Source organism: Klebsiella sp. BIGb0399 (assembly GCF_003752615.1).
GTDB classification, from domain to species: domain Bacteria; phylum Pseudomonadota; class Gammaproteobacteria; order Enterobacterales; family Enterobacteriaceae; genus Klebsiella; species Klebsiella lignicola.
In genome coordinates this window covers 894035-919242 of the sequence record NZ_RKHT01000005.1, presented here as the reverse complement: position 1 = coordinate 919242, position 25208 = coordinate 894035, and the positions used below count along the sequence as shown (strand labels likewise).

General features: G+C 58.0%; 27 protein-coding genes. 19 read left to right on the top strand and 8 right to left on the bottom strand.

The features are described from left to right. The first annotated feature begins 22 nt into the window (after nucleotides 1-22). The 6 genes from EDF82_RS04645 (at nucleotide 23) to urtE (ending at nucleotide 6819) form a co-directional block, all read left to right on the top strand. Nucleotides 23-1126 (top strand): cobalamin-independent methionine synthase II family protein, encoded by a 1104-nt coding sequence (locus EDF82_RS04645; RefSeq protein ID WP_123754420.1) that lies wholly within the window; start codon nucleotides 23-25, stop codon nucleotides 1124-1126. Nucleotides 1127-1301: 175 nt separating this feature from the next. Continuing rightward, nucleotides 1302-2573, top strand: a complete 1272-nt coding sequence (urtA, locus tag EDF82_RS04640; protein WP_123754419.1) for an urea ABC transporter substrate-binding protein — start codon at nucleotides 1302-1304, stop codon at nucleotides 2571-2573. Nucleotides 2574-2675: 102 nt separating this feature from the next. Continuing rightward, complete coding sequence (gene urtB / locus EDF82_RS04635; RefSeq protein ID WP_123754418.1) at nucleotides 2676-4241, top strand: urea ABC transporter permease subunit UrtB; 1566 nt, start codon at nucleotides 2676-2678, stop codon at nucleotides 4239-4241. After that, nucleotides 4241-5314, top strand: a complete 1074-nt coding sequence (gene urtC, locus EDF82_RS04630) for an urea ABC transporter permease subunit UrtC (RefSeq protein WP_123754417.1) — start codon at nucleotides 4241-4243, stop codon at nucleotides 5312-5314. The genes urtB and urtC overlap by 1 nt, the downstream gene beginning before the upstream one ends. Then, nucleotides 5314-6111: an urea ABC transporter ATP-binding protein UrtD gene (gene urtD, locus EDF82_RS04625; RefSeq protein WP_123754416.1), complete on the top strand. Its 798-nt coding sequence runs from the start codon at nucleotides 5314-5316 to the stop codon at nucleotides 6109-6111. The genes urtC and urtD overlap by 1 nt, the downstream gene beginning before the upstream one ends. Nucleotides 6112-6120: 9 nt before the next feature. After that, nucleotides 6121-6819, top strand: coding sequence for an urea ABC transporter ATP-binding subunit UrtE (urtE, locus tag EDF82_RS04620; RefSeq protein WP_123754415.1), 699 nt, complete (start codon nucleotides 6121-6123; stop codon nucleotides 6817-6819). 41 nt (nucleotides 6820-6860) lie between these two features. On the opposite strand, the gene EDF82_RS04615 is transcribed toward urtE, so the two are convergent. Both EDF82_RS04615 and ydeE read right to left on the bottom strand, forming a co-directional pair. Continuing rightward, nucleotides 6861-7331 (bottom strand): helix-turn-helix domain-containing protein, encoded by a 471-nt coding sequence (locus EDF82_RS04615; protein WP_123754414.1) that lies wholly within the window; start codon nucleotides 7329-7331, stop codon nucleotides 6861-6863. 105 nt (nucleotides 7332-7436) lie between these two features. Continuing rightward, complete coding sequence (ydeE, locus tag EDF82_RS04610) at nucleotides 7437-8636, bottom strand: efflux MFS transporter YdeE (RefSeq protein ID WP_123754413.1); 1200 nt, start codon at nucleotides 8634-8636, stop codon at nucleotides 7437-7439. A gap of 192 nt (nucleotides 8637-8828) precedes the next feature. Here ydeE and eamA point away from each other — a divergent pair, with 192 nt between their 5' ends. After that, nucleotides 8829-9728, top strand: a complete 900-nt coding sequence (gene eamA / locus EDF82_RS04605) for an O-acetylserine/cysteine exporter (RefSeq protein ID WP_123754412.1) — start codon at nucleotides 8829-8831, stop codon at nucleotides 9726-9728. 73 nt (nucleotides 9729-9801) lie between these two features. Further along, nucleotides 9802-10278 (top strand): GNAT family N-acetyltransferase, encoded by a 477-nt coding sequence (locus tag EDF82_RS04600; protein WP_123754411.1) that lies wholly within the window; start codon nucleotides 9802-9804, stop codon nucleotides 10276-10278. A gap of 63 nt (nucleotides 10279-10341) precedes the next feature. Here the strand turns inward: EDF82_RS04600 and marB are convergent, their stop codons facing one another. Genes marB through marR form a run of 3 tightly spaced genes read right to left on the bottom strand, consistent with a single transcriptional unit; the run spans nucleotide 10342 to nucleotide 11411 of the window. After that, nucleotides 10342-10548, bottom strand: a complete 207-nt coding sequence (gene marB, locus EDF82_RS04595; protein ID WP_123754410.1) for a multiple antibiotic resistance protein MarB — start codon at nucleotides 10546-10548, stop codon at nucleotides 10342-10344. 30 nt (nucleotides 10549-10578) lie between these two features. Beyond that, nucleotides 10579-10959, bottom strand: coding sequence for an MDR efflux pump AcrAB transcriptional activator MarA (marA, locus tag EDF82_RS04590; protein WP_123755483.1), 381 nt, complete (start codon nucleotides 10957-10959; stop codon nucleotides 10579-10581). Nucleotides 10960-10976: 17 nt separating this feature from the next. Then, nucleotides 10977-11411 carry a multiple antibiotic resistance transcriptional regulator MarR gene (gene marR, locus EDF82_RS04585; RefSeq protein ID WP_123754409.1) on the bottom strand — a complete coding sequence of 145 codons (435 nt, stop codon included), beginning with the start codon at nucleotides 11409-11411 and terminating at the stop codon, nucleotides 10977-10979. A 234-nt stretch (nucleotides 11412-11645) separates the two neighbouring features. Between marR and EDF82_RS04580 the strand changes: the two genes are divergently transcribed. Further along, nucleotides 11646-12314, top strand: a complete 669-nt coding sequence (locus EDF82_RS04580; protein ID WP_123754408.1) for a MarC family NAAT transporter — start codon at nucleotides 11646-11648, stop codon at nucleotides 12312-12314. An 88-nt stretch (nucleotides 12315-12402) separates the two neighbouring features. On the opposite strand, the gene EDF82_RS04575 is transcribed toward EDF82_RS04580, so the two are convergent. Beyond that, nucleotides 12403-13599 (bottom strand): sugar transporter, encoded by a 1197-nt coding sequence (locus EDF82_RS04575; RefSeq protein WP_123754407.1) that lies wholly within the window; start codon nucleotides 13597-13599, stop codon nucleotides 12403-12405. A 202-nt stretch (nucleotides 13600-13801) separates the two neighbouring features. Between EDF82_RS04575 and EDF82_RS04570 the strand changes: the two genes are divergently transcribed. Together EDF82_RS04570 and EDF82_RS04565 are read left to right on the top strand one after the other, a co-directional pair. After that, on the top strand, nucleotides 13802-14596 hold the full coding sequence (locus EDF82_RS04570) for a PhzF family phenazine biosynthesis protein (protein WP_123754406.1): 795 nt from the start codon (nucleotides 13802-13804) through the stop codon (nucleotides 14594-14596). A gap of 9 nt (nucleotides 14597-14605) precedes the next feature. Further along, complete coding sequence (locus EDF82_RS04565) at nucleotides 14606-15400, top strand: PhzF family phenazine biosynthesis protein (RefSeq protein ID WP_123754405.1); 795 nt, start codon at nucleotides 14606-14608, stop codon at nucleotides 15398-15400. 63 nt (nucleotides 15401-15463) lie between these two features. On the opposite strand, the gene EDF82_RS04560 is transcribed toward EDF82_RS04565, so the two are convergent. Next, nucleotides 15464-16411, bottom strand: coding sequence for an L-lactate dehydrogenase (locus tag EDF82_RS04560; RefSeq protein WP_123754404.1), 948 nt, complete (start codon nucleotides 16409-16411; stop codon nucleotides 15464-15466). Between the two features lie 143 nt (nucleotides 16412-16554). Here EDF82_RS04560 and EDF82_RS04555 point away from each other — a divergent pair, with 143 nt between their 5' ends. Continuing rightward, a complete protein-coding gene (locus tag EDF82_RS04555) occupies nucleotides 16555-17037 on the top strand; it encodes a GNAT family N-acetyltransferase (protein WP_123754403.1) in 483 nt (160 codons plus the stop codon). On the opposite strand, the gene EDF82_RS04550 is transcribed toward EDF82_RS04555, so the two are convergent. Continuing rightward, nucleotides 16991-17869: a LysR family transcriptional regulator gene (locus EDF82_RS04550; RefSeq protein ID WP_123754402.1), complete on the bottom strand. Its 879-nt coding sequence runs from the start codon at nucleotides 17867-17869 to the stop codon at nucleotides 16991-16993. The two genes, EDF82_RS04555 and EDF82_RS04550, sit on opposite strands and share 47 nt — an antisense overlap. Nucleotides 17870-17974: 105 nt before the next feature. Here EDF82_RS04550 and sad point away from each other — a divergent pair, with 105 nt between their 5' ends. From sad to EDF82_RS04515, 7 genes are all read left to right on the top strand, one after another. Next, a complete protein-coding gene (gene sad, locus EDF82_RS04545; protein WP_123754401.1) occupies nucleotides 17975-19360 on the top strand; it encodes a succinate-semialdehyde dehydrogenase in 1386 nt (461 codons plus the stop codon). Nucleotides 19361-19438: 78 nt separating this feature from the next. Next, the gene (gene glsB, locus EDF82_RS04540) at nucleotides 19439-20365 is read left to right on the top strand and encodes a glutaminase B (protein ID WP_123754400.1); all 927 of its coding nucleotides are present in this window, start codon (nucleotides 19439-19441) and stop codon (nucleotides 20363-20365) included. Further along, nucleotides 20365-20730 (top strand): DUF4186 domain-containing protein, encoded by a 366-nt coding sequence (locus tag EDF82_RS04535; RefSeq protein ID WP_123754399.1) that lies wholly within the window; start codon nucleotides 20365-20367, stop codon nucleotides 20728-20730. Before glsB ends, EDF82_RS04535 begins: the two co-directional genes overlap by 1 nt. 115 nt (nucleotides 20731-20845) lie before the next feature. After that, complete coding sequence (locus tag EDF82_RS04530) at nucleotides 20846-22267, top strand: GGDEF domain-containing protein (protein WP_154143869.1); 1422 nt, start codon at nucleotides 20846-20848, stop codon at nucleotides 22265-22267. 81 nt (nucleotides 22268-22348) lie between these two features. Next, a complete protein-coding gene (locus EDF82_RS04525) occupies nucleotides 22349-22876 on the top strand; it encodes a GNAT family N-acetyltransferase (protein ID WP_123754397.1) in 528 nt (175 codons plus the stop codon). A gap of 102 nt (nucleotides 22877-22978) precedes the next feature. Continuing rightward, on the top strand, nucleotides 22979-24430 hold the full coding sequence (locus EDF82_RS04520) for a tagaturonate reductase (protein ID WP_123754396.1): 1452 nt from the start codon (nucleotides 22979-22981) through the stop codon (nucleotides 24428-24430). Nucleotides 24431-24746: 316 nt separating this feature from the next. After that, the gene (locus EDF82_RS04515; RefSeq protein WP_123754395.1) at nucleotides 24747-25187 is read left to right on the top strand and encodes a GNAT family N-acetyltransferase; all 441 of its coding nucleotides are present in this window, start codon (nucleotides 24747-24749) and stop codon (nucleotides 25185-25187) included. Nucleotides 25188-25208: the final 21 nt, after the last annotated feature.

Genomic DNA, 25208 nt, shown 5'->3' with positions numbered 1-25208 from the left:
TGCTCACCGCTAAGGAGACACCATGCAACGTCAACAGGCCCCGTTCCGCGCTGATATCGTCGGCAGTTTTTTACGTCCGGACGCAATAAAACTCGCCCGTCAGCAGCTCGCCGAAGGCGCCATTGATGCTCAGCATCTGCGCCAGATCGAAAACGAGGCCATCCGTCAGCTGGTACAGCAGCAGTGCGATTGCGGCCTGCACGTGGTGACCGATGGTGAATTCCGCCGTGCCTGGTGGCACTTCGATTTCTTCGACGGCTTACAGGGCGTTGAGCGCTACGATTCCGATAAGGGGATCCAGTTCAACGGCATTCAGACCAAAGCGCACGGGGTACGAGTCACCGGCAAACTGGGGTTTGGCGATCACCCGATGCTGGAGGATTTCCGTTTTCTGAAAAGCATCAGCGGCGATGCCCAGCCGAAAATGACCATTCCGAGCCCGAGCGTGCTGCACTTCCGCGGCGGGCGTAAAGATATCGACGCCACCGTCTACCCGGATCTCGCCGACTACTTCGACGATCTGGCAACCACCTGGCGCGACGCGATCCGCGCGTTTTATGACGCCGGCTGCCGCTATCTTCAGCTCGACGACACCGTCTGGGCCTATTTATGCTCCGATGAGCAGCGTCAACAGGTTCGCGAACGCGGTGATAACCCTGACGAGCTGGCGCAAACCTACGCCCGGGTGCTGAATAAGGCCCTGGAAGGTAAGCCGGAAGATTTAACCATTGGCCTGCACGTCTGCCGCGGTAACTTCCGCTCGACCTGGATCTCCGAAGGCGGCTACGAGCCGGTGGCGGAAGTGCTGTTTGGCGGCGTTAATGTCGATGCCTTCTTCCTCGAGTATGACAATGACCGCTCCGGCGATTTTGCGCCGCTGCGCTTCATCCGCCCGGGCAAGCAGCAGGTGGTGCTGGGGTTAATCACCACCAAGAACGGCGAACTGGAAAATCCGCAAGGGGTGAAAGCCCGCCTTGAAGAAGCTTCGCAGTTCGTGTCGTTACAGCAGATTTGCCTCAGCCCGCAGTGTGGATTCGCCTCGACCGAAGAGGGGAACGCCCTGACCGAGTCCCAGCAGTGGGATAAAGTCCGCCTGGTCACCGGGATCGCCGCGCAGGTCTGGTAAGCGCTCGTCATAGCGCAGCGTTGCACCGTTTTGAAGCAACGCTGCCGCTTTTTTCCCTTCCCCTCGCGCTACATCGCGCTTTCTGATTGCCAGATAACCTGGCACCATTTTTGCCTTATCACTTCCGGTTAGTCGTTAATTCATTTTTTGTCTTTGCGCTATTCAGGAGTGAATCATGCAGCGTCGAACATTATTAAAAGCTTTTGCACTCTCCGCCTCTGTGATCAGCATGGGCTACTCATTCCAGGTTTACGCCGCCGACACCATTAAAGTCGGGATTATGCACTCGCTTTCCGGGACGATGGCGATTTCCGAAACGCCGTTAAAAGATGTGGCGCTGATGGCGATCGACGACATTAACGCCAAAGGCGGGGTGCTGGGAAAAAAACTCGAGCCGGTGGTAGTGGACCCCGCCTCAAACTGGCCGCTGTTCGCTGAAAAGGCCCGCCAGCTGCTGACTCAGGATAAAGTCGCGGCGGTGTTCGGCTGCTGGACATCGGTATCGCGCAAATCGGTGCTGCCGGTGTTTGAAGAGCTGAACGGCCTGCTGTTCTATCCGGTGCAGTATGAAGGCGAAGAGATGTCGCCTAACGTCTTCTACACCGGCGCGGCGCCTAACCAGCAGGCGATCCCGGCGGTGGAATATCTGCTGAGTGAAGATGGCGGCGGGGCGAAACGCTTCTTCCTGCTGGGGACGGACTATGTCTATCCGCGCACCACCAACAAAATCCTGCGCGCCTTCCTGCATGCCAAAGGGATTCAGGATAAAGACATCGAAGAGGTCTACACCCCGTTCGGCTACAGCGATTATCAGACCATCGTGGCCAACATTAAGAAATTCTCCGCCGGTGGCAAAACGGCGGTGGTGTCCACCATCAACGGCGACTCCAACGTGCCGTTCTATAAAGAGCTGGCGAACCAGGGGCTGAAAGCCACCGACGTGCCGGTGGTGGCCTTCTCGGTGGGTGAAGAAGAGCTGCGCGGCATCGATACCAAACCGCTGGTAGGCAACCTGGCGGCCTGGAACTACTTTGAGTCCGTGGATAACCCGACCAACAAACAGTTCGTCGCCGATTATCGCGCCTATGCCAAAGCCCATAAGCTGCCAAACGCCGATACCGTAGTCACCAACGACCCGATGGAAGCCACCTGGGTCGGGATGCACATGTGGGCGCAGGCGGTGGCCAAAGCCGGTACGACGGATGTTGATAAGGTGCGGGCGGCGATGGCCGGACAAACCTTTAAAGCGCCGTCAGGTTTCACGCTGACCATGGATGCCACCAACCATCACCTGCATAAACCAGTGATGATCGGCGAAATCGAAGCCAACGGTCAGTTCAACGTGGTCTGGCAGACCGAGGAGCCGGTTCGCGCCCAGCCGTGGAGCCCATGGATCGCCGGTAACGATAAGAAGCCCGATCACCCGGTAAAAACCGCCGCGAATTAATCCTGTCCACCCGGGCCTGGCCCGGGATATCTCACCGTAGCCCCGGCATGCGTTGTTATGACCGGGGATACCCGTAACGGGTGACAGCACAAGGAGACGATCATGAACGCATGGCGCATCATGAGTTACGGTTTTGCGTTGCTGATAATGCTGCTGCCGTGGCAGACCCAGGCTGCGGAAGCCGACGATTTTGTCGTGGCAACCCGCAGCCAGCAGGCGCAGCTGCTGGAGCAGTGGGCCGCCGCGCCCCAGGCGCAACGACTGCCGCTGCTGCGGGCGTTGAAGGCGGAAACGCTGACGGTCGATGGCAGCGGTCATGCCTTCAGTCAGCAACAGCCGCTGGGCGCCGCGCAGACGCCGCAAGGGGCGACAAAACCGGTTCGCCTCACCAACCGCCTGCGTAATCTGGTCGCCGGGGCGCTGGCGACGCACCTGCTGGTTAGTGACAACGTCACAGAAAGGCTCTCCGCCGTCAAAACCCTGCAACGGGAGGCGACGCCGGAAATGGCAGGCCTGCTCGAGCAGCGGATGGCGCAGGAGACTAATGACGGTGTGAAAGCCCAGCTGGAGATTGCGCTGGCCCGGCTGCAGCTGGCCAGCCCCGACAGCGCTCGCCGCCTGGCCGCCGTTGAGCGGCTCGGCCACGCCGTTGACCCGGACACCCAGGCGCTGTTAATTCCCTTTACCGATGTCCAGCATGAGCCGGACGCGCAGGTCCGTCAGGCCGCGGCCCACAGTCTCAGTCAGATTAAACAGCGCCTGATGCTGGGCGATGTTCTTGGGCAGGCCTTTATGGGGCTGTCGCTGGGGTCGGTGCTGCTGCTGGCGGCGCTGGGACTGGCGATTACCTACGGTCTGCTGGGCGTTATCAATATGGCCCACGGCGAAATGCTGATGCTCGGCGCCTACAGCTGCTGGCTGGTTCAGCAAGCGCTGGCGCAATTCGCGCCGCAGTGGCTGGCTTTTTATCCGCTGATTGCGCTGCCGGTGGCATTTATGATCACCGGCGGTATCGGGATGGCGCTGGAACGCACCATTATCCGCCATCTGTATGGCCGGCCGCTGGAAACGTTACTGGCGACTTGGGGGATCAGCCTGATGCTGATCCAGTTGGTGCGCATGTTGTTCGGCGCGCAGAACCTCGAAGTGGCAAACCCGGCCTGGCTTTCCGGCGGTTTGCAGGTGTTGCCAAACCTGATCCTGCCGTGGAACCGGCTGGCGGTGCTGGGTTTTGTGCTGCTGGTCCTGTTCTTTACCTGGCTTATCCTCAACAAAACCCGTTTGGGCATGAACGTGCGGGCGGTGACGCAGAACCGGGCGATGGCGGCCTGCTGCGGCGTGCCAACCGGGCGGGTCGATATGCTGGCGTTTGGTCTCGGTTCGGGGATCGCCGGGCTGGGCGGGGTGGCGCTGTCGCAGCTCGGTAACGTCGGTCCGGAACTGGGCCAGGGCTATATCATCGACTCCTTCCTGGTGGTGGTGCTCGGTGGCGTAGGCCAGCTGGCGGGTAGCGTGGTGGCAGCCTTTGGTCTGGGTATCTTCAATAAAATTCTTGAGCCGCAGCTCGGCGCGGTACTGGGCAAGATCCTGATCCTGGTACTGATTATTCTGTTTATCCAGAAACGTCCGCAGGGACTGTTCGCACTGAAAGGCAGGGTGATTGACTGATGAGCCAACCGATAACACTGACGCTGGCGCGTAAGGCGCCGCGACCTTTGCAGTGGCTCGGGCTGCTGCTGATTCTGGGCCTGGTGAGCATGCCGTTTCTGGCGCTGCTGGCCCAGTCGCATCCGCTGGCGGTATCGACCTGGCTGTTGACGTTGACCGGCAAAATCCTGTGCTACGCCATTGTGGCAGTGGCGTTGGATCTGGTGTGGGGCTACGCCGGGATGCTGTCGCTGGGCCACGGCATCTTTTTCGCGCTTGGCGGTTATGCGATGGGGATGTACCTGATGCGTCAGGCGGCAGGTGACGGCCTGCCGGCATTTATGTCGTTTTTGTCGTGGAACGAACTACCGTGGTTCTGGTGGGGAACGCAACATTTTGCCTGGGCGATGCTGCTGGTGGTGCTGGTGCCGGGCGTGCTGGCGCTGGTATTCGGCTGGTTTGCCTTCCGCTCGAAAATCAAAGGCGTCTACTTCTCGATCATGACCCAGGCGCTGACCTATGCCGGGATGCTGCTGTTCTTCCGTAACGAAACCGGCTTTGGTGGAAATAACGGTTTTACCGGGTTCACTACGCTGCTGGGCTTTTCCGTCACCGCGACCAGCACGCGGGCGGCGCTGTTTTTAGCGACGGTTCTGCTGCTGTTATTGACGCTATGGATCGGCTATCTGCTGGCGCAAAGCAAGTTTGGCCGCATCCTGACCGCGGTGCGCGATGCGGAAAACCGCCTGATGTTCTGCGGTTACGATCCGCGCGGATTTAAGCTGCTGGTGTGGACGCTGTCGGCGGTGTTGTGCGGGCTGGCGGGGGCGCTGTACGTCCCGCAGGTCGGGATTATCAACCCCAGCGAAATGTCGCCGACCAACTCCATCGAAGCCGCCATTTGGGTCGCGCTGGGCGGACGCGGCACCTTGATTGGTCCAGTGCTGGGGGCCGGACTGGTGAACGGCGCCAAGAGCCTGTTTACCGTGGCGATGCCGGAGTACTGGCAGCTGTTCCTCGGTCTGATTTTTATTATCGTGACCCTGTTTTTACCGCGCGGGGTCATTGGCCTGCTGCGTAAAGGAGATCGCTGATGCAACCAGATGATGGTTTATTTACCCGTCAGCAGCCGACGGACCGCTTTCGCGAACAGACCGACCCGGTGCTGCAGTTGGAAAAAATCAACGTTAATTTTGATGGTTTCCAGGCGCTGACCGATCTCTCTTTGCAGATTGGCGTCGGGGAATTGCGCTGCGTCATCGGCCCCAACGGCGCCGGGAAAACCACGCTGATGGATGTGATCACCGGCAAAACCCGGCCGCAAAGCGGCAAGGCGCTGTATGACCAGTCGATCGACTTGATGACCCTCGATCCTATCGCGATCGCTCGTCAGGGAATTGGACGCAAATTCCAGAAACCCACGGTGTTTGAAGCGTTAACCGTTGCGGAAAACCTCGAGCTGGCGCTGAAGGGCGATAAGTCTGTGTGGGCCAGCCTGCGGGCGCGGCTCAACGGCGAGCAGGAGGACCGCATCAGCGAAATCCTGCGCCTGCTGCGTCTCGAGGCCGAACGCGGGCGCGCGGCGGGGCTGCTCTCCCACGGGCAAAAACAGTTTCTCGAGATCGGCATGCTGCTGGTGCAGGAGCCGCATCTGTTGCTGCTCGATGAACCCGCCGCCGGGATGACCGATGCCGAAACCGAGTATACCGCCGAGCTGTTTCGTACCCTGGCCGGGCAGCACTCGCTGATGGTGGTGGAACACGACATGGGGTTTGTCGAAACCATCGCCGACCGGGTCACGGTGCTGCATCAGGGGCAGGTGCTGGCGGAAGGGTCGCTGCGCGAAGTGCAGGACAACGAGCAGGTGATTGAAGTCTATCTCGGACGTTAAGGAGCGCGGATGCTACAGGTTAACCAGTTACATCAATACTATGGCGGCAGTCATATTCTGCGCGGCGTAAATTTTGAGGCCCGTCAGGGCGAAATCACCTGCTTGCTGGGGCGCAATGGCGTGGGCAAAACCACCTTGCTGAAGTGCCTGATGGGGCTGATTCCGGCCCGCAGCGGCGACGTTATCTGGCAGGAAAAGCCCATCACCCAGCGTAAGCCGCACCAGCGGGTGCAGGCCGGGATTGCCTATGTGCCGCAGGGGCGCGAAATATTTCCCCGTCTGACGGTGGAAGAGAACCTGCTGATGGGCCTGTCGCGCTTTCCCGCCAGGGAGGCCAGCCAGGTGCCGGAGGAGATTTATCAGCTGTTTCCGGTACTGAAAACCATGAAGCAGCGGCGCGGTGGCGACCTCTCCGGCGGTCAGCAGCAGCAGCTGGCTATCGGGCGTGCGCTGGCCAGCCGCCCGCAGTTGCTGATCCTCGATGAGCCTACGGAGGGCATTCAGCCGTCGGTCATAAAAGAGATAGGAGAGGTGATCCGCCAGTTGGCGAACCGTGGCGACATGGCAATCCTGCTGGTGGAGCAGTTTTATGATTTCGCCGCGGCGCTGGCGGATCGCTATCTGGTGATGTCTCGCGGCACGATTATTCAGCAGGGCAATGGCGCGGATATGGAAGCCGAAGGGGTACGCGGCATGGTGACGATTTAACCCCATCGGCCCGGCGGGGCCGAGGGTTGTCCGCACCGCCGCTATTTACGCAGCAGTCGCTGCAGGCGAGCCTGACGCCAGTTGCGGATGAGCCCGCCGAAGACAAACAGGCGTAATCCGCGCACCAGCAGCAGCGTACCCCAGATCGCGGCCACCCACGCAGACCAGTAATAGTCCGGATGAGTAAAGCGGTTTAGCAGCACCAGCAGTACGCATACCACCAGCGCCGTCGACAGCGATCGCAAAAAGCGGCTCTCCTGATGCAGGCGCGCTTTTGCCTCTTCGATACGTTGGTCCAGCGACGTCTCGTTGCCAGCCGGCGCATCAGCGGTAATGTCGGCGACGTTGACCTCAAACACCGCCGCCAGGGCGCTGAGGGTTTCGAGCGCCGGACGATCGCCATTTTCGATACGCTGGATGGTCCGCACGCTAACGCCGGTGAGTTCGGCTAACTGCTCCTGGGACCAGGCACGTTGCAGACGTAATTGTTTAACCTGATTGCTGCTGTTCATGTTGTCTATCTCCGGGTGAAAACCTGAGATGGAGTGTGCGACAGAGCACCGTCGGGCACCACGATCCGCACCCGACAGTAACCCGACAGCCCCATGACACGTGGCTCAGGCGCTGGTGGTTGCGCAACCGCCGCTATGCCACGGGCGCGCTTTCATGCCGCGTAAAATCATGATCCAGGCGACGATTATCGCCACCATCAACACCACAAACAGCGACCAGTGTGGCATATGGGTCAGGATAGCGCCGGTCATCATCGGGTTAAAGGCCGCACCCAGCCAGCCCAGCGACTGGGCGGAAAAGTAGCTGGCTTTCATCCCCGGCGGGGCAATGTTATCAATCAGCATGTATTCGCCCGGGGCATAGATAATCTCGCCGAGGGTAAACACCGCGGCAGACAGACCCCACATCAGCAAGCTGCTGTCAGAGATCATAAAACCGCCCAGCCCAAGGATGAAACAGACCGTGCCGAAGGTCATCAGCGGGCGGATGTTTCTGGCGCTGAGTCGCCGGCCCACGGCGTACTGCAGGGAGACCACCACCGCGGCGTTCACCGGCAGCACCACCGCCACTACCTTTTCGGCAAAGCTGCTATCGGCAACCACCAGTACATACTGGGAAATACAGGACGCGAAGGAGCCGCCAACAAACGAGGCCAGCAGGCCGGAAAAGGTAAACCACAGCAGGGCCCGGTCGCGTAGCAGCACCGACGGCGACCACTGCACCGCGTTATCCTGGGCGACCGCCGCCGTCGTGCGCTGGACGAAAAGCTGAATAAACACCAGCGGTACCGACGCGCAGGCCGCTGCCAGCCAGAATGGCAGGTTGATGCTGTGCATCACCAACAGCGTGCCGATAGGCGGCCCGACGGTCCAGCCAATATTGAGAATGGTATAGTTGAGGGAAAAAATCCGCGCTTTTTTCTCCGGCGACAGCATATCGGCAAACCAGGCCTTCAGCACGGTGGCGAAGACGGAATAGGCGCAGTTGATCAGGGCGAAGAAGAACACCACCAGCGTCACGCTATTGACCAGCGGAATGGCAATAAAGCCGCCGATAAAGGCCAGTATCGCAATCAGCATATAGCGTTTTTTATCAAACTTATCCGCCAGGATGCCGAACCCCATGCTGAACACCACGCCGATCGTCAGGGCGATGGACAGCGCATAGCCAATGTGATCCACCGCCAGATGGTACTGACGGGTGAGGAAGATGGTCATAAAGGGGAGCGTGGCGCCGCGACCGATAGTCAGCAACAGCGAGGACGCCAGCAACGCAATGGTCGAGCGCCTGATGGTCGGTATCATTTTTTTGCCTGATGAAATGTTATTTTTATGTTGTACCCTTCAGAAATATCATGCTCTTAATAGCTTGTATAGCCTTGCCAGGTGTCCGGAGATGCTTTTCGACCCTGCCAAAAATAATGATCTATCCGCCGGGGCAGTTTTTCGGTACTTTGATTTAGTTCACAAAAATTTACATAACAACAGAGGCAGGGTATGACACGTAAAGACGGGCTGCTGGCGCTGCTGGTGGTCGTGGTATGGGGGCTTAATTTTGTCGTGATTAAGCTCGGTCTTCATAATATGCCGCCACTGATGCTGGCCGGGCTGCGGTTTTTACTGGTGGCCTTTCCGGCGCTGTTGTTTGTCGCCCGGCCGAAGATTCCGCTGCGCTTGCTGCTGGGCTATGGGCTGACCATCAGCTTCGGCCAGTTCGCCTTTTTATTCTGCGCCATCTCTTTAGGCATGCCCGCCGGGCTGGCATCGCTGGTGCTGCAGGCGCAGGCGTTCTTCACTATTATTCTCGGCGTCTTTGCCTTTGGCGAACGGCTACAGGGCAAGCAGATGGCGGGGATTGCACTGGCCATCTTCGGCGTGCTGGTGCTGGTTGAGGCGAGCCTCGGCGGCCAGCATGTGCCGGCGATTGGCTTTATGCTGACCCTGGCCGCCGCGCTGAGCTGGGCCACGGGCAATATCTTTAATAAGAAGATCATGTCCCATGCCGAGAAGCCGCAGATTATGTCGCTGGTGGTGTGGAGCGCCTTGATTCCTGTCCTGCCGTTTATGCTGGCGTCATGGTTTATTGATGGCCCGCAGGTGATGGCCGACAGCCTGCGCCATATCGATATGTTGACGGTGTTCTCGCTGCTGTATCTGGCGTTTGTTGCCACCATCGTCGGTTACGGTATCTGGGGCTCGCTGCTCGGGCGCTATGAAACCTGGCGGGTGGCGCCGCTGTCGCTGCTGGTACCGGTGGTGGGAATGGCCAGCGCCGCGCTGCTGCTCGGCGAAACCCTGAACGGATTGCAGATGCTGGGGGCGGTGTTGATCATGGGCGGCCTGTATATCAACGTGTTCGGTCTGCGGGTGCGTCGGGCTGGCGCGGTGCCGAGATAAGCCCAGGTGCTTGCGCTGATTTCACCGGGCAAGCGCGGATCTTTATAAAGAAAACACGCTAAAAGGAATTTCAATGATTACGCTGCGCCCCATGCGCGAGGATGAATATCCGGGCTATCTGGATTATTTTATTGCCGATTACGCGCGAGAAATTGCGGCAAACTACCGGCTTTCTGCTGAGGCATCACTGGCCAGGGCAAAGCAGGAGATCGAGCGCGACCTTCCTGAGGGCGTTAATACGCCCGGTCAGATCCTGCTGTGTTTAATGACCCGACAAGATAATAACGACAGGCTGGTCGGCTACCTGTGGTACAAACCCGATGCCGACCAGCGTCGGGTCTTCATCTATGATTTTCATATCTTAAACGCTTGTCAGGGAATGGGGCTGGGTAAGCAGGCCATGCAGGTGTTTGAAGATGCAATGCGGGAGCAGGGGTTTGAGCAGATCGGGCTTCGCGTCGCGGGCGACAATGCGCGCGCCCGGCACGTCTATGAGGCTACCGGTTTTCATGTCACCGGTATTAATATGAGCAAACGTCTGCAAGGGTAAACCGCGGCTTTCCGGCAGGCAAAAAAAGCCCCGTAAACGGGGCAAAATGCTCGGGTAGTGCAATTAGTTATAATAGGGTACGCCTAACTCATCCGATTTATCGCTACCGGCGGCCATATGATTGAAATCAAACGGCGAGTCGTTGTGCTCGGATGGCATAATCATGGCGTCGTGCTGATTGTGGCGTACCGGCGTGGTGGTTTGCTCCGCGAAGCTCTGGCTGGAGACCAGCGCGAGCAGGACAAAAGCAGCGGAAGCGAATAGTTTCATGATTTCCTCAATACGTCTTTTTGCAGGCGGTTAACAGCAGTTGTTCAGTGGCATCAGATAGCGGGAATCACCCGGTATATTGGTCATGCGATATTTATGCGGCGGAACGTCGAAATAGTTTTTAAAGGTTCTCGTCAGCGTCTGTTGCGATTCGAAACCGTAGCGCTCTGCCAGGTACAGAATCGGCTCGTTGCTCTGCTTGAGTTTTTGCGCGATTTCCGTCAGCTTGCGGCTGCGGATGTACTGGCCTAAGGAGTGACCGGTCTCTTTCTTAAACATTCTTTGCAGGTGCCATTTGGAGTAACCAGAACGCTCGGACACTTTTTCCAGCGACAGGGGCGATTCCAGGTTATCTTCGATCCACGACAAAATACTATGGATAGTGATGGCGTCATTATTGCGTCTGGACATCATCTTACCTCTTCTTATTACGGCAGGACTTTCTTGAGTAGATGCTCAAGGGTGACGATTTCGTCCGCCGACAGATTTTTTGTTAATTCCTGGTGCAACTTCTGACCCACAACCTGATGACACTGCTCACATAGCGCCGCACCGTCTGATGTCAATTGCACCAGCACACCGCGTTTGTCAGTAGGGTTGGGTAACCGTTCAATCCAGCCTTTGCAGACCAGGCGATCGAGCATGCGCGTCATTGCGCCAGGATCGACCGAAAGCACGGTTTTCAACTCAACGGGGGTAATGCATACCTCGCAACGAATGGAACAGAGCACCCGGAACTGGGTGGAAGTGATATCCATCGGGGAGAGATACTCGTTGAGCAGGCGATCTTTTTTCTGGTTAACCATTTGAATCAAGCGACCAAGAGGGATCATTTCGTTAAACAGATCACTGGTGTTTTTCACAATGGTTGCCCAGGCAATTAGTTAGTTGCTGTGGATATTATTGCCCAGGCAATCATAAGTCAACCTGACCGATTGCTGATGACACGATTTGCTAAAGTGAGCCACGCAGCAAGCAGGTGGTACCAGAGAAGCGGGTGCTGGCGGGATTTCGGCGCTGGTATGATAACGCTGACAAAAGTTATACTGCCCCAGCAAAACGGTGATGAATGAAAAATTAACGGGGCTTTAATTAATATGATTGAACTTTTTAAAGCGATTGGCCTGGGGCTAGTGGTCATTTTACCGCTGGCAAATCCACTGACGACCGTGGCGCTGTTCCTCGGTCTCGCAGGCAACATGAATAATGAAGAACGTAACAAACAGTCGCTGATGGCGTCGGTGTACGTGTTCGTTATTCTGATGGTTGCCTGGTACGCCGGTCAGGTGGTGATGAGCACCTTCGGGATCTCCATTCCCGGCCTGCGTATTGCGGGCGGCCTGATTGTCGCTTTTATCGGTTTCCGCATGCTCTTCCCGCAGCAGAAATCGCATGACTCCATGGAAGCCAAGATGAAGTCGGAAGAGCTGAAGGATGAGCCTACCGCCAATATCGCCTTTGTGCCGCTGGCGATGCCCAGCACCGCCGGACCGGGGACGATCGCGATGCTGATCAGTACCGCCTCAACGGTGAAACACGGCGTCGATTTTCCCGACTGGGTGGTGCTGGTGGCGCCGCCGATCATCTTCGGCCTGGTGGGGATTATTCTGTGGGGTTGTCTGCGCAGCTCCGGGGCGATTATGCGCCTGGTGGGCAAGGGCGGCATCGAAGCGATTTCCCGCCTGATGGGCTTCCTGCTGGTCTGTATGGGCGTGCAGTTTATCATCAACGGCGTGCTGGAGATTATCACCACCTATCACGCCTGATGCAGTCTGTTCGTTAGATCGTAAAAAAGCCCGCGCGGGGAATAAACCGGGCGGGCTTTTGTTTACCTGTACTTGCTGCAATCAGCGATCAGGAGTGATGCGGCCGCTCTTCCAGCGACACCGGCCAGCGGCGGAAGATCATCACCGCCCACACCAGCGCCACCAGCGCCGGAATGGCGCCCACGTAGCCGATAGAGGCCATCGACAGATGGGTACTGACCTGGCTACCTACCAGCGCACCGGCGCCGATACCGATATTAAAGATCCCCGAGAACAGCGACATTGCCACGTCAGTGGCATCGGGCGCCAGCGCCAGCACTTTCACCTGCATCCCGAGGCCGATAATCATAATGGCGATGCCCCAGAAGACGCTCAATACCATCAGGTAGTTCGCATTCTGCGAAGCCGGCAGCAGCAGCAACAGACTGGCCAGCAGCAGTCCAATGGCGATGTTGATCAGGCCAGACGCATGCTGGTTACCCAGTTTGCCAAACAGAATGCTGCCGATGATCCCCGCGCCACCCAGGGTCAGCAGCAGGACGGTGGCAAAATTGCCGCTCAGGCCGGCGACGGTCTGGACAAAGGGTTCGATGTAGCTGTAGGCGGTATAGTGCGCGGTGACCACAATCGCGGTCAGCAGATAGATGCTCAGCAGCGCCGGACGGCGGAACAGCAGCGGCAGACTTTTCAGTGAACCGGAATGCTCGCTCGGCAGTTTTGGCAACAGCTTGAACAGACACACCAGGGTAACCAGCGCCCCCATACCGATGACCAGGAAGGTGGTTCGCCAGCCGAAATACTGCCCAACGATACGGCCAATCGGAATACCAAAGACCATCGCCAGCGCGGTGCCGGTGGCGATCAGGCTCAGAGCCTGCGCGCGTTTGCCCGGCGGGGCCAGGCGAATAGCCAACGCTGAGGTGATCGACCAGAACACCGCATGAGCGAAGGCGATACCGATGCGGCTGATCACCAGCACGTTAAAGTTCCAGGCGAAAAACGACAGCACGTGGCTGGCAATAAACAGAATAAACAGGCCGATCAGCAGGCGACGGCGCTCCATCTGGCTGGTCAGCAACATAAACGGCAGCGACATCAACGCCACCACCCACGCGTAGATGGTCAGCATCATGCCCACCTGCGCGGTCTCCATGTCAAAGCTGTCGGCGATATCGGACAGCAGACCGACCGGCGCGAATTCGGTGGTATTAAAGATGAACGCGGCGATAGCAAGCGTGACGACCCGAAGCCACGCGACCCTGCGTGAAACCGTATTTGTGATCATAGATTCTGAGCTGATAACTGAAGAGAAGAGAGGCGTCGATCTTAAAACGAACGGTGGTGAAAATACAATCACTTTGTGATCTGGATCTCATTATTTCATTGGCAGACATTCCAGCGTTAACGGATTCATTTTTATATAGATAGTGTGCATGATTCGCTTTTATGTCATGTTGATGAGATGTAAAAACAGGAAGGATTGTAGGATGAAGGAAATTGATTTTTACCTCGTGGATGCCTTCAGCGACCGCAATTTTGGCGGCAATGCGGCGGCGGTGTGTCCACTCACCGAATGGTTACCGGATGACGTACTGCTGAAAATGGCGCAGCAGCATAATCAGTCCGAGACGGCGTTTTTCGTGCGCAGCGATGAAGGGTATGAACTGCGCTGGTTCACCACCCAGTATGAGATCAACCTCTGCGGTCACGCGACGCTGGCTTCGGCACATATTATTTTCGAATATCTCGATCATCCTTCCGCCACCATCGTGTTCAGCACCCGCTTTGTCGGAGAGCTGCGGGTGACCCGCAACGGCGACTGGCTGACCCTTGATTTCCCGGCATGGCAGACCACACCGGTGGTGACGCCGCCGCCGGCGCTGTTATCCGGACTGGGGCTGAGTAAGGCGATTGAGGTGCGCGAAGGGCGCGACTATCTGGTGGTTCTCGAAAACCGCCAGCAGGTGGAAGCCGTCAGGCCGGATATGCAGCAGCTCGAGCAGCTTGGCAAAATGGTCTGTATCAGCGCCGCCTCCGATGATGAGTATGACTTTGTCAGCCGCTTCTTCTGCCCGGGCGAATCGGTCGCCGAAGACCCGGTCACCGGCTCTGCGCACAGCATGCTGATCCCGTACTGGGGCGACAAGCTGGCGAAAACGACGATGCTTGCCCGTCAGGTGTCGGCCCGCGGCGGCGATCTGCGCTGCCAATGGCAGGGCGATCGGGTGCTGATCGGCGGCCAGGCAACCACCTACATGACCGGGTCGATCACCCTACGCTAAGGAGAAGCCGTGAAAGCGATTCCGATGTATCTGGTTTCCGCGTTCAGCGATAGCCCGTTTTCCGGCAACCCGGCGGCGGTCTGCCTGCTGGAGGAGTGGCTGGCGGATGACGTACTGCTGAAGATGGCCCAGGAACATAACCAGTCTGAAACCGCCTTCGTGGTACGGGAAGGCGAGACGTTTAGCCTGCGTTGGTTCACCACCCGCAATGAGGTCAATCTTTGCGGTCATGCGACGCTCGCCAGCGCCCACGTCATTTTCCATCATCTTGACTATCCCCAGGCATCGGTGGCGTTCGCAACCGCCTCCGGTCGCCTGACGGTAAGCCGGGAAGGCGACTGGCTGACGCTGGATTTTCCGGCCGGTGCCACCGAAGAGTGCGTGCCGCCTGCGGCATTGCTGGCCGGACTGGGCATCGACCGCTACGTCAGCGCCCGGCGCGGCCGGGCATGGCTTATCGAACTGGCGACTCGCGCAGAGGTTGAGGCGGTCAGACCGGCAATTGCCGCGCTGACGCCCGGTGAACATAAAGTGACGATCACCGCCCCTGGCGACGGTGAATATGACTTTGTCAGCCGCTTTTTCTCTCCGGGAGAAGCGGTCTGGGAGGATCCGGTTACCGGATCGGCCCACACTATGCTGATCCCGTTCTGGAGCGCGAAGCTGGGGAAAAACAGCCTGCTGGCGCGTCAGGTGTCAGCCCGCGGCGGCGATATGCGCTGTGAGCTGAAGGGCGATCGGGTGCTGATGTCCGGGCAGGCGGTGACCTGGCTGCAGGGGAAAATTCTGCTACGCGACGCCTGAGGCATCAGACGAATTGAGATCGTTGACCACGCCCGCATTCTGCGGGCGGGTCATTGCGCACTGTCAGGCGGGAAGGCGGGCGATATTGGCTTTAATCACCGCGACTGATTGGGCGAACTTCTCGCGCTCGTCCGCGGCTAACTGCAGCTCGATAATCTGCTGAACACCGCTCTGCGCCAGCACCGCCGGCACACCAACCGCCACGTTTTTCTCGCCATATTCACCATCAAGAATGCATGAAATCGCCAGTGCGCGATGGCTGCCGGTAAAGATATTGCGGCAGATCTCGGCGATGGTGCCGGCGACGCCGTACTCCGTACATCCTTTCCCGGCGTAAATCTCAAACCCCAGGGTGCGTACCTTCTCGGCAATCTGCTGGCGGTCCAGCTCCTGCCCGGTATGTTTGCGGTACACATCGGCAATCGGCGAGCCATAGACCGACGAGTGCGACCACACCGGAAACTGCGTATCGCCGTGTTCGCCGAGAATAAAGGCGTCAATGCTCTGGGCGCCGATATCAAGAGCCTGGGCGAGCACCCGGCGCAAGCGGGTGGTATCCAGCCAGACGCCGGTACCGATCACCTGGCTGCGCGGCAGTCCGGAGAGTTTCCATACCTGCCAGGTAATAATGTCGCAGGGGTTGGTGGCGACGAGGAAAATACCGTTGAAGCCGTTGGCCATCATCTGCGGCACGATGCTGTTGACGATGCCGGCCGTCGCGGTGAGTTCATCAAGCCGCGTCTGGCCCTGCTTCAGGGCACCGCCGGAGACGGTGATCACCGCAATATCGACGTCGGCGCAGTCGCTGACGTCACGCGCTGAAATGGTCATCATCCCCGGCATATAGGCCGCGGCATCGCTGAGATCCTGAACGTGGGCCTGCGCCCGGGCGGTATTCAAATCCACGAGGATCAATTCCTCACAGATATTTTGATTTAACAAGGCGTAGGCGGCCGACGTGCCGACGTTGCCGGCGCCAATAATCATCACCTTACGTGCTTTGGTATTCATGGTCCTGTCCCGCTATCAGAGGTCATCTTATAAAATTACCGCCGCTCAATGGCTTAGCGCAAGCGCAGGGCGGAGGTATAAGTTAACGCTATGAGGGGCAGGTGTACGCGCTGCGCTACAGTGGTCAAAAAAGGAGCTTACCTATGTATACCATCGCCCCCACTACGCTTGCCCACCCCGACCTGACGGCCCTGATCGCCCAACTGGATGCCTACCAGGAGTCTCTTTATCCAGCTGAAAGCAACCATCTGGTCGATTTGACCCAGCTGGCACCGGAGTCAGTGATCGTGCTGCTAATCCGCGACGCGCAACAGCAGGCGGTCGGCTGCGGGGCGATTGTGCTGGATAAGCAGGGCTTTGGTGAAATGAAGCGGGTCTATATCGACCCGACCCATCGCGGACAGATGCTGGGGGAGAGGCTGCTGGAGGCGCTGGAAAGCGAAGCTCTGCGCCGGGACTGCCATACCGTGCGTCTGGAGACCGGGATCCATCAGCACGCGGCGGTCAAACTGTATACCCGCAGCGGGTATCAAACCCGCTGCGCCTTTGCGCCCTATAAGCCCGACCCGCTGAGCCTGTTTATGGAGAAACTGCTCGTTGCCGATCTTCGTTCAGCAGCGCTATAAACGCCTCCAGCTGGCGGTTTTTGGCGCCGCGGCGCCACACCAGCCAGGTGGTTAACCAGCGCCACTCTTCGGCCAGCGGCCAGGCGGAAACCTGCTGGTGCCCCGGCATGCTTTCGAGCATGCTGCGCGGGATCAGCGCCAGCCCGGCCCCGGCAATCACGCAGGCCAGCATGCCGTGATAGGACTCCATTTCGTGGATCCGTCCCGGCGTGGCGCGGTCGGCATGGAACCAGCTTTCGAAATGGCGGCGGTAGGAGCAGTTGGCGCGAAAGGCGTACACCTCGCTGCCGTTAACTTCGCTGGCCCTTGTGACCGGCGCATGGCCAACCGGCGCGACAATCATCATCTCTTCCGGGAACACCGGTAAGCCCTCAAGACCGGGATGCACCAGCGGCCCGTCAACGAATGCCGCACTTAAGGTGCCCTCCAGCACGCCGTCAATCATGGTACCTGACGGGCCGGTCGAGAGCGCCAGATGGATTTTCGGATAGCGCTGGTTATACAGCGCCAGCGTCGACGGAATGCGCACCGCCGCGGTGCTCTCCAGCGAGCCGAGCGAAAACAGGCCCTGAGGCTCATCTCCGGCGACCACCATCCGCGCTTCATCAACCAGCGCGAGGATCTGCTGGCTATAGCGTAAAAAGCTATGCCCGGCGGGCGACAGGCGCAGGCGCTGGTTCTCACGAATAAACAACTCAACGCCAAGGTCAGCCTCCAGCTGACGAATGCGGGTCGTCAGGTTAGAGGGAACCCGGTGCACCTTCTGCGCGGCCTGGGTAATGCTGCCGGTGCTGGCGACGGCGTTAAACATCTCAAGCTGGGTCAGGTCCATAGTGTTCTTCTTTTGTGAATGGGTTACTTAATATTATTCATTTTCAATGAAAGGAAGGGTACGCCAGAATGAGGTCAATTCGCAATCAACAGAGAGAGCAATACGATGACTTTATCGACAACGCACGCGGTTTCCATCAACCCGACCACGGGAGAAATGGTGTCGTCTCTTCCCTGGGCGACTGAACAACAAGTGGATTCGGCGATTGCGCTGGCTGAGCAGGGCTATCGTCAGTGGCGCACCGTCAGTGTCGCCGAGCGTGCCGATGCACTCCGTCGTGTCGGCAGCGCGCTGCGCGCCCGCGCCGAAGAGATGGCGCAGATGATCAGCCTTGAAATGGGCAAACCGATCGCCCAGGCCCGTGGCGAAGTGACCAAATCCGCCAACCTCTGCGACTGGTACGCAGAGCATGGTCCGGCGATGCTCGCGACCGAAGCCACCGCGGTGGAAAACAACAACGCGGTGATTGAATACCGTCCTCTGGGGGCGATCCTCGCGATTATGCCGTGGAACTTCCCGCTGTGGCAGGTATTGCGCGGGGCGGTACCGATCCTGCTGGCGGGCAACAGCTACCTGCTGAAACACGCGCCGAATGTGATGGGCAGCGCGGCGCTGATTGGCGAGATCTTTGACGCAGCAGGACTGCCGGATGGCGTCTTCGGTTGGGTAAATGCCACCAACGACGGCGTGTCGCAGGCGATTAACGACTCACGTATTGCCGCGGTGACCTTGACCGGGAGCATGCGTGCCGGCAAGGCTATCGGCGCACAGGCCGGTGCTGCTCTGAAGAAATGCGTCCTTGAACTGGGCGGTTCCGATCCGTTTATCGTCCTCAATGATGCTGACCTTGATGAAGCGGTTAAAGCGGCGGTGATTGGTCGCTATCAAAATAGCGGTCAGGTGTGTGCCGCTTCGAAGCGTTTTATCGTTGAAGCCGGCATTGCCGAGGCCTTTACCAGCCGTTTTGTCGCCGCCGTCGACGCCCTGAAGATGGGTGACCCGCGTGATGAAGCCAACTACATCGGGCCAATGGCGCGCTTCGATCTGCGTGATGAACTGCATCAGCAGGTGACCGCGACCCTGGTGGAAGGGGCGACCTTGCTGCTGGGCGCAGAGAAAATGGCCGGGGCGGGCAACTACTATGCGCCAACGGTGCTGGGTAACGTCACACCGGAAATGACCGGATTCCGCCAGGAGCTGTTTGGCCCGGTGGCCACCATCAGCGTGGCGCGCGATGCCGATCACGCGCTGGCCCTGGCCAACGATAGCGACTTTGGCCTGTCGGCCACCGTCTATACCACCAGCGTCGATGAAGCGCAGCGTTTTTCCCGCGAGCTGGAGTGCGGAGGCGTCTTTATTAATGGTTACAGCGCCAGCGATGCCCGCGTCGCGTTTGGCGGCGTGAAAAAGAGTGGCTTTGGTCGCGAACTGTCCCATTTCGGCCTGCATGAGTTCTGTAATGTGCAAACCGTATGGAAAGACCGTCGCTAACCGACGTCACGCCTGACGACCGTCGCCGCACTCTGCTATACTCCCAGCCCGAATTTGACGGCGGGCAAGGAGCCGGGTGTGGCGACGGTCATCAATAATGCAATGCTGGAGACCATTCTGGCAGAAATCAGGCCGCTGATTGGGCGCGGCAAGGTGGCGGATTACATTCCGGCGCTGGCCAGCGTAAGCGGTAATAAACTCGGGGTAGCAATTTGTACGGTAGACGGTCAGCACTATTCTGCCGGCGATGCCCACGAGCGTTTTTCCATTCAATCTATCTCCAAAGTGCTGAGCCTGGTGGTGGCGATGAACCACTATCCGGAAGACGAAATCTGGCAGCGGGTGGGGAAAGATCCATCCGGGCAACCTTTCAACTCGCTGTTACAGCTGGAAATTGAGCAGGGCAAACCGCGCAATCCCTTTATTAATGCCGGGGCGCTGGTGGTCTGCGATATGCTGCAAAGCCGACTGAGCGCGCCGCGCCAGAGAATGCTGGAGATTGTGCGTCGTCTGAGCGGCGTCAGCGATATTGCCTACGATCCGGTGGTCGCACGTTCAGAGTTTGACCATTCTGCGCGCAATGCTGCGATTGCCTGGCTGATGAAATCGTTTGGTAATTTCCATAACGATGTCGCCACGGTGCTGCACAACTATTTTCATTACTGCTCGCTGGAAATGAGCTGCGTCGAGCTGGCGCGAACCTTTCTGTTTCTCGCGGATCGCGGTGTCGCGCCACATCTCGATGCGCCGGTGATCGCCCCGATCCAGTCGCGGCAAGTGAACGCATTGATGATGACCAGCGGCATGTACCAGAACGCCGGTGAGTTTGCCTGGCGCGTCGGCCTGCCGGCAAAATCAGGCGTCGGCGGGGGGATTGTGGCGATCGTGCCGCAGGAGATGGCGATAGCGGTGTGGAGCCCGGAGCTTGATGAGGCCGGTAACTCGTTGGCGGGAACGGCGGTGCTGGAGAAACTCACTCACCAGCTGGGGCGGTCGGTATTCTGATGCGCTCAATCGATATGCTTTTTACTCGTCTGCAGGGCTCCGCTTTTCGCTCGCGCTTTCGGCTGGGCATCAAAGAGCGGCAATATTGCCTGGATAAAGGGGCGGAGGTAATCGATCAGCATGCGGCGGACTTTATCGCTCGCCGCCTGGCCCCGGCTGATATTGCCAATGATGGCAAACAGACCCCGATGCGCGGCCATCCGGTGTTTATTGCTCAGCATGCCACCGCCACCTGCTGTCGCGGCTGTCTGGCAAAATGGCACGCCATTCCTGCCGGGCGCGAGCTCAGCGCCGACGAGCAGCGCTATGTGGTGCAGGTTATCCATCACTGGTTAGTGATACAGATGAATTCCCCGCAACGTTAGTTATGTTCATTTCTCAGGCATGTATATGCCTGAGAAATATTCTCATGCTATGATAATCCGCTAACTAATTATTAACATAATAATTGCCTGAAACAATTAGACGGATAATTACTGAATGTCTTCACTGTCGATTCGGTCATTCACTGCGTTTCGTGAGGAACAGCCCGTGCGTGATGCACTGGTGTTATTCACAATCACTTTATTGCTCCATTTTCTCGGCGCGATGCTGCGTCTGGTACAGGAACTCTCTTTTTTCTGGCCGCTGAATGCCGTGCTGGCAGGGATCTTCGCGCGTTATGTCTGGCTAAATCGTAGCTACTTTTATGCCGTCTGCTTTGGGGCGATGCTGGTTTACGATGGCTTAACCTCGCGTTGGGGAATGGGCTATGCCTCGCTGCTGATTAACTTCTCGAATATTGTCTTTATTGTCACCCTGGCGCAGCTGGTGCTGTGGGATAAACGCCGCACCGACTCGATGCCCGGGCCGATAAATGTCCTCAATCTGTTCTGCTATTGTCTGCTGGCGGCGTTGCTCAGCGCGGCCGTCGGGGCGCTGGGCTCTGTGGATGTGGAACGAGAAACCTTTATTTCACTACTGGTGGACTGGTTTAGCGAACAGTTCTCTACCGCGGTGCTGATCCTGCCGTTTATCCTGACGGTGTCGATCCCCTCCGGACTGAGCGGTTTCCGCTGGAGTCAGCTGTTGCCGGTTATCGTGCTGGTGTTGTCGGTTATTCTGGGCGTCGCCGTGGGGGGCGCCGGTAGCATCACCTTCCCGCTGCCGGCGCTGATCTGGTGTGCTATTCGCTATCCGCTGCCGCTGACCTGCCTGCTGACTTTTCTGACCGGCATCGGGGAGATCCTGCTGGTGGCTAACGCTCTGATTCATCTCTCTCCTGATACCCACCTGCAGCCGTGGCAGCTGTTTTCAACCCGTCTCGGGATTGCGGCGATGTTGATTAGCCCGGTGATTGTGGCGTCCAGCGTGGAGGCGATTAACAACCTGGTCAAACAGCTGGCGCTGCGGGCCGATTTTGATTTCCAGACCCGGGTGTATTCGCGTTCGGGATTAAGCGAGTCGCTGAAGCGTCAGCCGCTGTCCGAAGCGCAGGTATTGACGGTGATGGTGCTCGACATCGATGGCTTCAAGCGGGTCAATGACCAGTGGGGCCATGAGTGCGGCGATTGCGTGCTGGCGCAGCTGGCCCAGCGGGTGCGGGAGCTGGCCGGCGAGCAGGGAATGGTGGCGCGTATCGGCGGGGAAGAGTTTGCAGTGGCCAGCCTGGGCGCGACGGCGCAGGCCGGGCAGCAGCTGGCGGAGAAAATTCGCCAGGGCGTCGAGGCGCAAACCTTTGTCTGGGGGCAACAGCAGATCAAGCTGACCATCAGCATGGGGCTTGAGTGTCGTCCGATTGGTTCCGGGCGGATCACCGAACTCTTTAATCAGCTGCTGATGGTGGCCGACGATTATCTTATTAGCGCCAAAAAAGCAGGGCGCAATCGTATTTTCACGCCGACTCTGGCGGAGAATGGGTAATAAGAAAATACGATGATAAAGCCGCTTGTGTTAAATATTAGTTAAAATCATAGTGATGTGGTTAATTTCAGGGAGCGACCCATGACCACATCCTTTTCTTTCCGTTGCCTTTCGCACGACGATATTCTCGCCAACCTTTCCCGACTTAGCGATATTCTGGCAGACAGCGTCAATGGCGGCGCGTCGGTGAGCTTTATGCTGCCGTTCGACCCGCAGACGGCCGAGGCCTTCTGGCACCGCACTGCACGCAGCGTCGACGCTGGCGAACGGCTGGTGCTGGTGGCTGAACAGGCCGGGCAGATTGTCGGGACGGTACAGCTGATTACCGATCAACCAGAGAACCAACCGCACCGCGCCGACGTAGCCAAACTTTTGGTTCACCAAAATGCCCGACGTCAGGGGGTAGCGAATGCGCTGATGGCATATCTGGAGCAGCAGGCGCGCCAGCAGGGCAAATCGGTGCTGGTACTCGATACCGCCACAGGCAGCGGTGCTGAACGCTTCTACGTCCAGTGTGGCTGGGAAAAAGCCGGGGAAATCCCGCGCTATGCCTTGATGCCGGACGGAAAGATGACCGCCACCTCACTGTTCTATAAGTTCCTGCAATAACAGAGACAGGTTTGATCAAAACACGGTTTTATTCTTAGAAAAGCTGATAAGTTATTACACCAATTACTCAGGTTGTATGACTACTCTAAGAGGGAACCTATTGTGAAAACATTAAATCGTCGTGATTTCCCCGGCGCGCAGTACCCTGAACGTATCATTCAGTTTGGCGAAGGCAACTTCCTTCGCGCCTTTGTCGACTGGCAGCTGGACCTGCTGAATGAGCATACCGACCTGAATGCCGGGGTGGTCATCGTTCGTCCGATCGAGAGTGCGTTCCCGCCTTCGCTCAGCACTCAGGACGGGCTGTACACCACCATCATTCGCGGGCTGAACGAGCAGGGCGAAGCGGTCAGCGACGCGCGCCTGATTCGTTCGGTCAATCGGGAGATCAGCGTCTACGCGGATTACGACGAGTTCCTGCGTCTGGCCCATAATCCGGACATGCGCTTTGTGTTTTCCAATACCACCGAAGCCGGTATCAGCTACCACGCGGGCGATCGTTTCGACGATGCGCCGGCGGTGAGCTACCCGGCGAAGCTGACCCGTCTGCTGTACGAACGCTACAGCCACTTTGCGGGCGCGGCGGATAAAGGCTGGATCATCATTCCTTGCGAGCTGATTGACTACAACGGCGAAGCGCTGCGTGAACTGGTGCTGCGCTATGCTCACGAGTGGGCGCTGCCGTCAGCCTTTATCACCTGGCTGCAAGATGCAAATGCCTTCTGCTCTACGCTGGTGGACCGCATTGTGACCGGCTATCCGCGCGATGAAGCCGAAGCGATTGAAGCCCAGTTGGGCTATAAAGACGGTTTCCTGGCGACCGCCGAACATTTCTACCTGTTCGTTATCCAGGGGCCGAAGTCGCTGGCTGCCGAGCTGCGTCTCGATAAACTCCCGCTTAACGTCCTGATTGTTGACGATATCAAGCCGTACAAAGAGCGCAAAGTGGCGATCCTCAACGGCGCGCACACCGCGCTGGTACCGGTGGCCTTCCAGGCTGGTCTGGATACCGTGGGTGAAGCCATGAATGACCAGGAGATCTGCGCTTTCGTCGAGAAGGCGATTTATGAAGAGATCATTCCGGTGCTGGATCTGCCGCGTGACGAGCTGGAGTCGTTTGCCAGCGCCGTGACCGGGCGTTTCCGCAACCCGTACATTAAGCATCAGCTGCTGTCTATCGCCCTCAACGGCATGACCAAATACCGCACGCGTATTCTGCCGCAGCTGCTGGCAGGGCAGGCAAAATCGGGCAAACTCCCGGCCCGTCTGACGTTCGCGCTGGCGGCACTGATTGCGTTTTATCGGGGAGAGCGCGATGGCGAAAGCTATCCGGTGCAGGATGATGCCGAATGGATGACCCGTTTCCAGACCCTCTGGGCGCAGCATCGTGATGCGCAGCTCTGCACCAGTGAACTGGTTAAAGCCGTGCTGTCGGTAACCTCCCACTGGGAGCAGGACCTGACGCAGATCCCGGGGCTGGTAGAGCAGGTGAGCCTGGACCTGGACGCAATTTTACTGCGTGGCATGCGTGCAGCTGTCAAACCGCTGTGCTGATACGATGATGTCGTGATGTGATGAGAACCCGGCCATACTGCTGCCGGGTTTTTTTATTATCGCTCAGTAGTTACAACATACTTATTTATTTTATGAATACTTAGCCCGAGCAGGTCTGGAACATCGGGAAACGTTCGCTTAGCAGGCCTGCCTGACAATCTCCAGATAAAGCCGAATAGAGGCAAATCGTGCCCTCGGTGCTTGAACTAATTTTCTGACCGGAAAATAATGGCTTATCGTACATTCCGGGTGGGCTTACATCGCACACGTTCGTGCAGACATCGCCTGATGGATGAAACGCCAAAGAGGATAGCCCATGGCCGTAGAGATTCGTGATATTCATCAACATGATAAATCACAGTGGTTGCTGCTGTGGGAAGGTTACACCGGCTTTTACGGCAGTCCGCAACCTGAGGATGTGACCGAATTTACCTGGCAACGTCTGCTCGATGACGCCTCCCCGGTGCTGGGACGTGTCGCGGTAGTGGACGGCCGCGTGGTGGGTTTTGCGATCTGCGTTTTGCACGAGGGCACATGGGTGAAAACCCCCATCTGCTATCTGGAAGATCTGTTTGTTGAACCGCAGATGCGCGGCCGGGGTATCGCCAGGCAACTCCTGCAGACCCTGCACGCCGAGGGCAAAGCTCAGGGCTGGTCGCGCCTGTACTGGCATACTCGCAACGATAATCCTGCCCGCCGGTTGTATGACGAGTTTACTCCCGCCGATGATTACGTACGTTATCGCGTGACGCTGTAACGTTTATAAGCAGTAGGATGT